Source organism: Rhizobium sophorae, from assembly GCF_013087515.1.
In the GTDB taxonomy this organism is placed as follows: Bacteria; Pseudomonadota; Alphaproteobacteria; order Rhizobiales; family Rhizobiaceae; genus Rhizobium; species Rhizobium sophorae.
This window is the reverse complement of the sequence record NZ_JABFCN010000070.1, coordinates 297,001-308,738: the sequence shown is the minus strand read 5'-3', so window position 1 is coordinate 308,738 and position 11,738 is coordinate 297,001. Positions and strand designations below refer to the sequence as shown.

Here is an 11,738-nt window from a genome sequence, read left to right as displayed (position 1 = left end):
GTTTGAATGGCTGCCTGAGGTTCACCAGCGGTGGGCGGGCTCCTGCTCGCCGCGAAGCTCGGCGAGACGGCGATGCGTCGCCTTGGTCGTGCCCTCGGGCAGGCTGTCGAGAGAAAAGAAGCCGCTGTCGGATATCTCCCAGTCCGGCGGCCGCGGCGCCGTCTGCTCGACGGTCGCGCGGTAGAAGACGACATGGTCGCGCTTTGTGGTCGTGGTATTGAAATAGACCTGGAACAGCTGCGGCTTGCCGATGATCCTGAGGTTGCCCTCCTCGCGCAATTCCTTGATGAGCGCTTCCTCGACCGTCTCGTTGCGCTCCAGCCCGCCGCCCGGCATGTGCCAGCCGCCGATATAGCTGTGGCGGACGAGAAAGATGCGCCCGTCTGCATCGAAACAGGCAGCCCGCACGCCCACGGTCATGCTGCGGACGAAACTGAAATAGACATGCAGCAGGCGCAACGCCACCCTCATGTAAAGGGGCCGGTTCTCTTTATCCACCATCGCTCCGTTTCAGCTCTTCATCGCGCCGGATGTGTTTGATTTGTCAATAAGCTGGTCTATGTCTGGTAGCATGTTCAAGCTCGCGCATATCTCCGACGTCCACCTCGGGCCGTTGCCCAGTCTTTCCATTCAGGAGCTGTTTTCAAAACGCATCACAGGCTTTGTGAACTGGCATCGAAATCGACGCAAGCACCTTTTCGGCAGCACGTTGGATCTGCTGCTCGACGACATTCGCGCCCGTCAGGCCGATCACGTGGCCGTCACCGGTGACCTCGTCAATCTGGCGAGCGGCATCGAGATTCGCGCCGCCGCTGCATGGCTGCGCGCGCTCGGCGATCCCGCGAACACGTCGGTCGTTCCCGGCAATCATGACGCCTATGTGCCAGGCGCCTATGAGAAGACGATGCGCGCCTGGTACGATTACGTCCGCGGCGATCTGGCCCCGTCGCAATGGCAGGACGACCGCCATATCTTCCCCTATCTGCGCGTCCGCGGCAAAGTCGCTATTGTCGGCTGTTCGACGGCGGTCGCCACTCCGCCCTTCGCCGCCTCTGGCTTTTTCGGCGCGCGACAGGCCCGCGATACCGTCAACATACTGCGTGCGGCTGGCGAAGCCGGTCTCTTCCGCGTCGTCATGATCCATCATCCGCCGATCCGGGGCGCCACGGCCTTCTACAAACGGATGATCGGCATCCGCCGCTTCGCTGCCGTGATTTCGACGGGCGGCGCCGAACTCGTGCTGCACGGCCATACACACCTGAACACGCTGCATTGGCTGCGTGGCCAGATGCAGCCGGTACCGGTCGTCGGCATCGCCTCTGCCTCGCAGGGACCGGGCAGCATCAAGCCGCCCGCCGCCTACAACCTCTTCTCCATCGACGGCTCCCCCGGCGCTTGGGAGCTCAGCGGCGAGCGCTTCAGCCTCAACAAGGCCGGCGACGCAGTGATGCAGGAAAGCGCCGATATTTTCGCGCCTTAACGTCACTTCCGGACTCTTTTTGTGCAGCAGTTGAATCGATCCGCGAGGACATCAAGCCACCGTCGCAACATTTGCCGTGGAGGTTGCTTACCCTCTTGGTATTTTTAGTGGTAAGCGTACAATTCGAGCAACTGCATTGCCTGCGAACGGAGCGCGCCGATGACTTCTTCTTTCCGCCACCTGTCCAGACTTTCGCTCGCCGTTGGCTTTGCCTTCGGCATCGCCACGACCGCTCTCGCGGCCGGCGACAGCAACGATGATACCAATCCGCCGCCGAAGACCCAGACGACCAAGACCTGCACCGGCGGCAAGGTCTGGGACAAGACCAAGAAGGAATGCGTCAACCCTAAGAAGAGCAGCTTCAACGACGACGATCTCTATCAGTTCGCCCGCGAGTTTGCCTATGCCGGCCAGTATGACAACGCCATCACCGTGCTCAATCTCGCTCGCAACCAGAACGACCCGCGCGTCCTGAACTATCTCGGCTACGCCAATCGCAAGGCCGGCCGCATGGAACTCGGAATGTCCTACTACCGCAAGGCGCTGCAGGCGGACGAGAATTATATCCTCGCCCGCTCCTACATGGGCATGGCGCTGGTCGAACAGGGAGACATCCAGGGCGCTCGCGTCCAGCTTGTCGAAATCCGTGATCGTGGCGGCGAAGGCACCTGGGCCTATCGCTCCCTGCTGCAAAGCTTGAACGGCTACAAAACATATTGACGCAAGCTTTGCAGGCCACAATACGAAAATCCCTTGGGAAAGAGGGATGAAGACGACCGGATGCTTGCGAAGTGCAGGAGACTTGTTTCATAAAGCACATGCATCGACGGCGTCGATAAAGTCGGTTTCGTGCCCGACGGCGAACCCTTCGTCCGCGAAACCATTGTGAATGCTTCTTGGATAGACAATGCGTCAGCCCGCAACGACCATCGATCTCCGGCGTGATCTCGTCGGCCTCCTGCCCCGCCTTCGCCGCTTCGCGATCACGCTCGCGGGTGAGGTTGCCGTGGCCGATGAACTCGTTCAGGCCGTCTGTCAGCGCGCCATCGCCAAAGGTCACCAATGGAGCGGCGAAGGCCGGCTGGAAAGCTGGATCTACACGCTTGCCCGCCAGCAATGGACCGACGACAACCGCAAGCGCAAGCCGAAGGCTTCCGTCCGCGGCAACGTCACCGATATTCGCGAGGCCGCGCGCGAACGCTCGGCCGCGGTCGATCCCGACACCATCCATCACATGATTTCCGATATGCCGGATGGCGTTTCCAGCATGTTCCTGCTGGTCGACGTCGAAGGCCACAGCTACCAGCAGGCGGCCGACATCATGGGCATTCCGGTGGCAAACGTCGTTTCGCAGCTCGCTACCGCGAGGCTGCATTTCGCCGGGCTTGCCGGCACCCACCCGATCCACAGGTTCTGAATTTGCTCGATCTTAGGAAATTGCCGCTCGAAGCCCAGCTCACCGCCCTTCTCGACGGCGAAGTCTCGCCCGAACAGCGGCACGAACTGGAGCAGCGTCTGGCAAGCGACGAGAATGCACGCCGGCTGCATGAGAAGCTGCGCCACGGGGCTGATTTCGGCCGCCGCCGCCTCGACGATATCCTGAAGGAGCCGGTGCCGCTCGCCCTCGTCCGCTCGATCAAGAGCACGCAGCCGCCGAAGACGCCGATCGCCCAGCGCGCCACGCGCCCGCAAGTGAAACTGGCGCCGAGCGGTCCGCAGGCTCTGGCCGCTGCCCTGATCCTCTTTGTCGTCGGTTGCGGTATCGGCTATTTCGTCGGCACCGCGCCGGATGCCGACGAGATTGCCAGCACGGCTACCACCAATACGGCACCCGCCAATACCAACGACTGGCTGGGCGACGTCACCGCCTATCAGCGCCTGCTGATCCGCCAGCCCCGTCATCTCGTCGAGGTGCCCGCCTCGCAGGCCGAGGAAATCTCCAGCTGGCTGACGACGGCGATCGGCGTGCCCTTCCGCGTGCCGGATCTGAGCGCCGAAGCCTGGACCTTCCAGGGCGCGCGCGTCATCCTCGGCGACAGCCGCCCTGTCGGACAGCTCGTCTATTCTAATTCCGATGGCGACATCATCTCCATTTGCTTCCGCAAGGACGCGCAGCCGCCGGAGACCGACGACTTCAAGGAAACGATCAAGGACGAGATCGGCCTCGTGACCTGGCACAATGCCGGCACCTCCTATGTGCTTGCCGGCCCCTCCGCCGAAGCAACGCTCGGCCAACTTGCAATGGAGATCGCTACCGCGATCTGATTCCACCTATCGTATGTGGCGAATGGTGAGCGTGCCGCGAAGCTGAAACGGTTTTATGGCAAAATCGACCATCAGCACCAGCCGCCCCCTCATCCGCCTGCCGGCACCTTTTCCTCGAGGGGAGAAGAGACGTGTGGCAACGTCTCGGCTCCTCAAAGCGTCTGTAGTAGGAAGGCATAGCGAAAGGCTTGCTCCCTCTTCTCCGCTCGGGGAGAAGGTGCCCGTAGGGCGGATGAGGGGCCACACGGCGCGCCTTTATTGCTCTTGCTCAGTGACGACGCAACGAAGCCAACCTAATCGTCAGGCCGCACCGACACGGGTCGCGGCCTGATTCTTTCCCGGATCAGGCTTTGCCGGCCTTCACCTCCAGCACGCGGTTGGCTGCCGAGACGATCGCTTCCAGCGACGCCGCGACGATGTTGGTATTGATGCCGGCGCCGAAGAGTTTGCCGCCGGGATAGGAGGTCTCGACATAGGAGATCGCCGCCGCGTTCGAGCCATGCTGGAGCGAATGCTCGGAATAGTCCTCGACCGACATCTCGATGCCGAGATAATGCGACAGCGCATTGATGAAGCCGTCGATCGGACCGTTGCCGCGCCCTTCGATGCGCTTGATCTCCCCATTGTCGGTGATCTCGGCTGCGACGATCCGCTGGCCCTTGCGCTCGGTGTCGGGATAGGTGTGATGGTCGATGAATTTGAGGCGCGCCTCGGGCTGCGTAACGTAACGCTCGATGAAGCGGTCGTAGATGCGCTTTGAGGGAAGTTCTTTTCCCTCTACGTCGGTGATGCGCTGGATGTCCCCGCGAAATTCGACCTGCAGGTTGCGCGGCAGGTTGAGCCCATAATCCTGCTGCAGGATATAGGCGATGCCACCTTTGCCGGACTGCGAATTGATGCGGATGATCGCCTCGTAGGACCGGCCGACGTCGCGCGGATCAATCGGCAGATAGGGCACTTCCCAGACCGGATGGTTGGCGACCTGGGCAGCCTTCATGCCCTTGTTGATCGCATCCTGATGTGAGCCGGAGAAGGCGGTATAGACCAGCTCACCGACATAGGGGTGACGCTCGGCAATCGCCATCTGGTTCGAATATTCGAACACTTCCTTGATGCGCTCGATGTTCGAGCAGTCGATGCCGGGATCAACACCTTGCGTGAACATGTTGAGCGCCATCGTCACCACGTCGACATTGCCGGTGCGCTCGCCATTGCCGAAGAGCGTGCCTTCGACGCGGTCGGCGCCCGCCAGCAGGGCTAGTTCGGCGGCGGCTATACCGGTGCCGCGGTCGTTATGCGGATGCAGCGAGACGATCAGGTTCTCGCGATTGTCGAGGTTGCGGCACATCCATTCGATCTGGTCGGCATAGACGTTCGGCGTCGCCATCTCGACGGTGGACGGAAGGTTGATGATCAGCTTGTTGTCAGGCGTCGGCTTCACCACCTCGATGACGGCATTGCAGATTTCCAGCGCCACTTCGAGTTCGGTGCCGGTGAAGCTCTCGGGCGAATATTCGAAACGGTAGCCGCCGCCTGCCCTGGCCGCCATGTCGGTGATCATCTTGGCGGCATCGACGGCGATCTGCTTGATCCCCTGCACATCCTTGGAGAAAACGACGCGGCGCTGCAACTCGCTGGTCGAGTTATAGAAATGAACGATCGGCCGGTTTGCGCCTTCCAGCGCTTCGAAGGTGCGGGTGATGAGTTCCGGGCGGCACTGCACCAGCACCTGCAGGGAGACGTCGGCGGGCACGTTGCCCTCTTCGACACACCAGCGGGCGAAATCGAAATCGGTCTGCGAAGCCGAGGGGAAACCGATCTCGATTTCCTTGAAGCCCATATCGAGCAGCAGCTGGAACATGCGCGCCTTGCGGTCGTGGCCCATCGGGTCGACAAGCGCCTGATTGCCGTCGCGCAGGTCTACCGAGCACCAGACAGGCGCCTTGGTGATGGTCTTGGTCGGCCAGGTGCGGTCGGGAATGTTTACCTGCGGATAGGGCCGGTATTTCACCGCGGCATCGGGCATGCCCTTGGCGGAAGCGTTTGCGGAGGGTCGGCTGGTGGTGTTGTCCATTGTCTTGTCTCCTCGTCCCGGCATTTGCCCCGCCTCTTAGCCGATCGCATCGGGCTTGGCGATAAACAAATGCGGACCTTCGTCGGTCGTTTAGATCAATTTTGAAAATGAGTCGCGAGGAGCGATGCCGGACGGGCTTTCGGCCGCCGGGCGCTCCTCAAAGGACCCGGCAACCGCGCGTAAGGCCGAGGAGAAGAAGCGAGGTCAGGGCGCGCGTATTGTCACGCAAGGCGATGCGGCCGCGTGCAATCGTGTCAGAAATCTTGGCGCCAGTGGTCTTCATGGCCGCGCTTATAACCTCGGGCAGCGAAACTGGCAAGCCCTCACAGCCCGCTGGCGTTCCCGTCACCTCTGCTGAGCCCGGTCTTTTGACATCTTCACCAGCCACGATAGTGCCAACATCAGCCCGCCGGCGATCAATCCCCAGAAAGCGCCTGAAATGCCGCCGAAGGAAACGCCGGATGCGGTAACGAGGAAGGTGATCGCCGCCGCCTCGCGTGAATCCGGCGCCTGGAAGGCCGACATCGCCGAGGACGAGAAGGCTCCGACCAGCGCCAGCCCCGCCACTGCCTCGATCAGGATGGGAGGCGCCAAGGCGACGAAGGCCGTCACCGCGCCGGCAAGCAGCCCGAGGATGACGTAACCGACGCCGGCGATCAGCGACGCCCAGTAGCGCCGCTTCGGATCGGCATGGGCATCTTGGCCCGCGCACATCGCCGCGGTGATCGCCGCCAGATTGACGGCGTGGCCGCCGAAAGGCGCCGACAGCAGCGAGAAGAAACCGGTGACGGCAAAGAGCGGGCCGGGTTTCGGATCGTAAAAATTGACCTTCAACACCGCGATGCCGGGAATGTTCTGAGAGGCCATGGTCACGATGAAAAGCGGCAGCGCGATCGAGATGAAACCGGCGAGGTTGAACACCGGCGGCACGATTTCCGCCGTCGGCACCAGCGATCGTTCGAGCGAGGCGAAGGCACCGTCGGGAATATCGACGCCGAAGGCAAGCACCAGCACGAAGGCCGCGAGTGCGGCCGGCACCGCCCAGAGCCGTTTGAAGGCGCCGACGACGATCCAGGAAATGACGATCGGCAGTCCGAGCAGCGGATTGAAGCCGATCGCTTTCACCGGCGCAAAGCAGAGACCAATCAACACGCCGGCAAGCATCGCATTGGCGAGCGGCGCCGGAATGGCGGCAACCGCTCGCCCGAGCGGCTTGAACAGCCCGGCGACGACAATCAGCGCAGCACAGATCAGGAATGCCCCGACCGCCGCATTGAAGCCGCCCTCGATCGCCCCGGTGCTTGCCAGCAGCGCCGCACCCGGTGTCGACCAGGCGATACTGATCGGCGATCGCGCCACCGCACTGAGCACGATCGCGCAGACGCCCATGGAGATCGACAATGCCATCAACCCGGACGCCGCCTGTGCATCCGTCGCGCCGACCGCCTCGAGCCCGTGCAACACGACGGCGAAGGAACTGGCGGAGCCGACGAAGGCGGTCAGCAGCCCCATGAACAGGGCCTGGACGGAAAAATCTTTGAGCATGGCGGAACTCTAAGCTGCGGGAATGGCGCATGGAGCATGATGGCCGCAGCACGCGCAAGCCCAGATTCAGCCCTTTCCGTTCAGCGCCCGCGTCGTCCGATCGGCCGGCCTCTCCATGCCGACCAAAACAAAACGCCCTCGCCTGCGATCGGCAGGCAAGGGCGGTTCTTGGCAGCTTTGGCCGAGAAAACTCAGATATCGGCCTGCGAGGTCACGACCCGAGAAACGAGGCCGTAGTCCTTCGCTTCTTCGGCCGACAGCCAGTAGTCGCGATCCGTATCCTTGGCGATCTTGTCGAGCGGCTGGCCGGTGGCCTCCGCCATGATCTTGTTCAGGCGCTCGTTCATCTTGATGATTTCGCGCGCCTGGATCTCGATGTCGGATGCCATCCCGCGCGTGCCGCCGGAGGGCTGGTGCAGCAGGAAGCGGGTGTTCGGCAGGCAGAGGCGCCGTTCCTTCGGAGTGGCGACATAGATCAGCGCGCCGGCCGAGGCGACCCAGCCCGTGCCGATCATCCAGACTTTCGGCTTGATGAACTTGATCATGTCATGGATGGAATCGCCGGATTCGACATGGCCGCCGGGCGAATTGACATAGATGCGGATGTCGTCGTCGCTGGCTGCGGCAAGCGCCACGAGCTGCGAGCAGACTTTCTGCGCCAATTCCTGATTGATCGGTCCGTAGATGAAGATCGAACGCGACTTGAAAAGATTCGCCTCCGTTTCCTTGCCGAGCGGCAGTTCCTTCGTCTTGTCGTCCTGGTCTTCGTCGTTCATTCGAACCTCTTGGAGATGAATTCGGGTTCCTCGCACATAGTGCGACTCAATGCCTAAAACAATGCGGGAAAAACACAAGGCACCGAAGCGATGGAGATATCCTTAAGAAGCCGCGCGCCGTTCTGCAAGCCTTACCGAATTGTAACGGCGAAAGGCTTTGAAAAGCCCAAATCGGTTCCTACCTCAACCTCACGCGGCAAACGCCGCATTCGACAATAGGAGGCAGGACATGTCACCCGAAGAAAGCCAATTGCTGACCGCCCTCTTCGACCGCGTACGCACCGCCGCGGCCACACCGCGCGACCGCGAGGCCGAAGCCCTGATCGACCAGGCGACACGCGAACAGCCCTCCGCCACCTATTATCTGGCCCAGGCCGTCATTGTTCAGGAAAAGGGGCTGGAGGCGGCAGCCAATCACATCAAGGAACTAGAGGAGCATGTCCGCCAGCTGGAAGCCGGCGCGAGCGAACACCGCCAGGCCGAACAGGGCGGCGGCTTCCTGAGCTCGATCTTCGGCAATACGCAGACGCAGCAGCCTGCCCCCGTTCCCGCCAATCCCGGTCCCTGGGGCCAACAGTCTCGCGGCTATGATGACTCTCGCAGCTACGACCGCGATGTCCGCCAACCCCAGCAGCAGCCGACCGGCCCCTGGAGCCAGCAGGCCTATGCGCCGTCGGCCGGCGGCAGCTTCCTGCGCGGCGCGCTCGGCACGGCAGCGGGCGTGGCGGGCGGCATGCTGCTTGCCAATTCGCTGAGCGGCATCTTCGGCAACCACATGTCCTCGCTCGGCTGGGGCTCGCCCTCCGGCGCCAATCCCTTCGGCAATGCCAGCGCGCCGACCGAGGAAACCGTCATCAACAACTATTACGGCAATGACGACACCCGCCAGGCCTCCGACAATGTCGACGACAAGGACAACGACAATATCCAGCAGGCCGATTACGACGACAACGACGACTCGTCCGGCGACGACACGACGGATGTGTGAGATTTAGCGGGCAGAGATGGGCAGCGATTGCCGCACCGTTGCCCGGCCCTTCGCTCTAGGCTCAGGGCGTTCGCCGCTGCAATCGATTCACTGGATCGATTGCTCGGGCTTTGCCCGACCGCGGCTCACCCACGACCGCGGTAGGTGGCAACGCCCTGTTCCGGCAGCCACACGCCTTCCGGCGGCTTGCCCGTCTGCCAGAAGACGTCGATCGGAATCCCGCCGCGTGGATACCAGTAAGCGCCGATCCTGAGCCATCTTGGGTCGAGCAGCTCGACGATGCGCTTGGCGATGTAGATCGAGCAATCCTCGTGGAAGGCGCCGTGATTGCGGAAGGAATGCAGGAAGAGCTTCAGCGACTTCGATTCCACCAGCCATTCGCCCGGAATGTAGTCTATGACGATATGGGCGAAATCCGGTTGCCCGGTCATCGGGCAGAGCGAGGTGAATTCCGGCGCGGTGAAGCGCACGACGTAATCGGTGCCGGCATGGTTGGACGGCACTTTTTCAAGCACCGCCTCCTCCGGCGACTGCGCGGTTTCGGTTTGTTGGCCCAGCATCGACAGGCTGGAAACATCGGTATTCGGCATCATGCCTCCTTGACGACTTTGACGCGGATGCCGTGAGCCTTTTCGCCCTCCGGTTCCACATGAATTGCAATGGTGGCGCCCTCGTGCACCGCCCTGATGGCATCCTCAAGGCGGTCGCATATATCATGCGCCTGCCGAACCGACATCGCGCCGGGCACCACCATGTGGAAATCGATGAAGGTGATGGTGCCCGCCCGCCTCGTTTTCAAGTCATGCACGCCGATCGAGCCCGCCGCGTGGGTGGCGATCGCCTGCTTGATCGCCTCCTCCTCCTGCGGCTCGACCGCCTGGTCCATCAGCCCGCCGATCGATTGCGAGATCACCTTCCAGCCCTGATAGAGAATGTTGACGGCAACGAGAATGGCAAGCACCGGGTCGAAGATCGCATATCCGGTTGCCAGCGCCAGCAGCAGGCCGACGAGCACGCCGACGGAGGTCACGACGTCGGACATGATATGTTGCCCATCCGCCGTCAGCGCCGCCGAGCGATGTCTGCGTCCGGTTCTGATCAGCAACCGCGCCCAGACCGCATTGATGACACCGGCCGCGAAGTTGATCGCAAGGCCGAGCACGGGTGCGTCCAACATGCGCGGCTCGGCGAGATAACCGACAGCCTCGTTGACGATCAGCAGGGCAGCGACGACGATCAGCACGCCCTCGGTGACAGCCGACAGATATTCCGCCTTGTGATGGCCGAAGGGATGGTCGTGATCAGCCGGCTTCTGCGCATAGCGGATGACGAAGAAGGCGATGAAGGCGGCAACGACGTTGACCGACGATTCGAGCCCGTCCGACAGTAGCGCCACCGACCCGGTGACCCACCAGGCCACCATCTTCAGCCCCATGACGCCGAGCGACAGCGGAATCCCCCACATCGCCAGCTTGCGAACCGTAAGATCGCCGTTGTCACTCATATCGTTCCCCTGCGGTTGCGAATGAATTGCAGCTTTCGAGCCGTTGAAACGCAAAACCGCCCACGCGAATGTCGCGCAGGCGGTTCAGTTGATGGTGATATGGGGGAAGAGAGCGGATTTGTCAAAGGGCAATGAGATTCCCCTTCCGCGTGGCTCAAGGAGCAGGCTCGAAGAGAATAGTCTGCGGCCAGCGCAAGAGTGCCGCCTGCCCTGCAGGCGTCAGGGCGTAGACACCCTTCTCCTTGCGTTCGAACCATCCGTAGACGTTGTCGAGCAGGATTCGGCCGGCATTGGGCACCTGAGCCTTCATATCCCGCGGCCGCCCGACCCCACGCTCGATTGCGGCGGCACAGAGCAGCACCTGCTGACGATAGGCGGTCATGATCGGTGCCCGCGTGCTGCCGCCGACGGCGGGATCGCCGTGGCGGCGCTGATGCTCCTTGACGAGGCGCGTGCGCCGCTTGGGATTGGTGCGCGGCATCGGCGAGACGGAACTGACGATGATGCTGACCTCGCCAGCATCGGAGACGCCGAGCATGCCGATGCCGAGCCTGCGGCAGAGATCGCGGTAACGTTTGTCGGTCTCCCGCCCCCGACCCTTGGCAGAGACGCGGGCCGCGATCCAGACCTCATCGCTCATCGCCGCGCGGTCGACCGCCTGGAGAACAAGCTCGAGGTTGAAGGAGAGCTTGAGTTCGCAGACCACCACGACCGGCGGCTCGACATCGCTGAGGCCCACGAGATCGCACCCGCCGACTTCACCCTTCACGACATAACCCGCCGCCTCCAGGAAAGCTTTGACCGGCAGGTAGAGCGACGTCTCCATAGTGAAAACCGCGCCTCAGGCGGCGTTGAGATCGGCAATCTCGCCATATCGTGCAAGCAATCGCGGCGACGACATATCGCCGGTTTCCTCATCGACGATCACGGCATAAGCCGCCACGCCGACGAAACGCTCGGCCATCGCCGAAGCGATCTTTTCCGCGCTGACGGAGTTCGATGCCTGGCGCATTTCACCGGGGACGAGATTGCCGCGGTTCTTGCGGTAAGGGAGAACGATGAACTTTTCAGCATTGGCCACGTCGAATATCCCGATTGATCGTTCC

General features: G+C 62.3%; 12 protein-coding genes and 1 pseudogene. 5 read left to right on the top strand and 8 right to left on the bottom strand.

Annotation, left to right across the window (positions count from 1 at the left end):
- Nucleotides 1-21 precede the first annotated feature (21 nt).
- A complete protein-coding gene (locus G9X64_RS35595; RefSeq protein WP_168310615.1) occupies nt 22-501 on the bottom strand; it encodes an NUDIX domain-containing protein in 480 nt (159 codons plus the stop codon).
- Between the two features lie 70 nt (nt 502-571).
- Between G9X64_RS35595 and G9X64_RS35590 the strand changes: the two genes are divergently transcribed.
- The 4 genes from G9X64_RS35590 to G9X64_RS35575 all read left to right on the top strand — a co-directional run bounded on the left by G9X64_RS35590 (nt 572) and on the right by G9X64_RS35575 (nt 3,745).
- Nucleotides 572-1,480: a metallophosphoesterase family protein gene (locus G9X64_RS35590; RefSeq protein ID WP_168310696.1), complete on the top strand. Its 909-nt coding sequence runs from the start codon at nt 572-574 to the stop codon at nt 1,478-1,480.
- Nucleotides 1,481-1,639: 159 nt separating this feature from the next.
- Nucleotides 1,640-2,200: a tetratricopeptide repeat protein gene (locus G9X64_RS35585; RefSeq protein ID WP_168310614.1), complete on the top strand. Its 561-nt coding sequence runs from the start codon at nt 1,640-1,642 to the stop codon at nt 2,198-2,200.
- A 187-nt stretch (nt 2,201-2,387) separates the two neighbouring features.
- Entirely contained in the window at nt 2,388-2,897 is a 510-nt protein-coding gene (locus G9X64_RS35580) for an RNA polymerase sigma factor (protein WP_129419689.1), read from the top strand.
- A gap of 2 nt (nt 2,898-2,899) precedes the next feature.
- On the top strand, nt 2,900-3,745 hold the full coding sequence (locus tag G9X64_RS35575; RefSeq protein WP_168310613.1) for an anti-sigma factor family protein: 846 nt from the start codon (nt 2,900-2,902) through the stop codon (nt 3,743-3,745).
- 343 nt (nt 3,746-4,088) lie between these two features.
- Here G9X64_RS35575 and leuA read toward each other — a convergent pair whose 3' ends face one another.
- The 3 genes and pseudogenes from leuA to G9X64_RS35560 all read right to left on the bottom strand — a co-directional run bounded on the left by leuA (nt 4,089) and on the right by G9X64_RS35560 (nt 8,140).
- Nucleotides 4,089-5,819, bottom strand: coding sequence for a 2-isopropylmalate synthase (gene leuA, locus G9X64_RS35570; protein ID WP_168310612.1), 1,731 nt, complete (start codon nt 5,817-5,819; stop codon nt 4,089-4,091).
- Between the two features lie 345 nt (nt 5,820-6,164).
- Nucleotides 6,165-7,395 (bottom strand): annotated as a pseudogene (locus tag G9X64_RS35565) (benzoate/H(+) symporter BenE family transporter).
- 160 nt (nt 7,396-7,555) lie between these two features.
- Nucleotides 7,556-8,140: an ATP-dependent Clp protease proteolytic subunit gene (locus tag G9X64_RS35560; protein ID WP_168310610.1), complete on the bottom strand. Its 585-nt coding sequence runs from the start codon at nt 8,138-8,140 to the stop codon at nt 7,556-7,558.
- A gap of 229 nt (nt 8,141-8,369) precedes the next feature.
- Between G9X64_RS35560 and G9X64_RS35555 the strand changes: the two genes are divergently transcribed.
- Complete coding sequence (locus G9X64_RS35555) at nt 8,370-9,128, top strand: DUF2076 domain-containing protein (protein ID WP_171378359.1); 759 nt, start codon at nt 8,370-8,372, stop codon at nt 9,126-9,128.
- A gap of 125 nt (nt 9,129-9,253) precedes the next feature.
- Here G9X64_RS35555 and queF read toward each other — a convergent pair whose 3' ends face one another.
- The 4 genes from queF to G9X64_RS35535 all read right to left on the bottom strand — a co-directional run bounded on the left by queF (nt 9,254) and on the right by G9X64_RS35535 (nt 11,713).
- On the bottom strand, nt 9,254-9,718 hold the full coding sequence (gene queF, locus G9X64_RS35550) for a preQ(1) synthase (RefSeq protein WP_003541825.1): 465 nt from the start codon (nt 9,716-9,718) through the stop codon (nt 9,254-9,256).
- Nucleotides 9,718-10,632: a CDF family cation efflux transporter EmfA gene (gene emfA / locus G9X64_RS35545; RefSeq protein ID WP_168310608.1), complete on the bottom strand. Its 915-nt coding sequence runs from the start codon at nt 10,630-10,632 to the stop codon at nt 9,718-9,720. Before emfA ends, queF begins: the two co-directional genes overlap by 1 nt.
- 154 nt (nt 10,633-10,786) lie before the next feature.
- Nucleotides 10,787-11,458 carry a DUF2161 domain-containing phosphodiesterase gene (locus G9X64_RS35540; RefSeq protein ID WP_168310607.1) on the bottom strand — a complete coding sequence of 224 codons (672 nt, stop codon included), beginning with the start codon at nt 11,456-11,458 and terminating at the stop codon, nt 10,787-10,789.
- Nucleotides 11,459-11,473: 15 nt separating this feature from the next.
- Nucleotides 11,474-11,713 (bottom strand): hypothetical protein, encoded by a 240-nt coding sequence (locus G9X64_RS35535; RefSeq protein ID WP_003561395.1) that lies wholly within the window; start codon nt 11,711-11,713, stop codon nt 11,474-11,476.
- Nucleotides 11,714-11,738 lie beyond the last annotated feature (25 nt).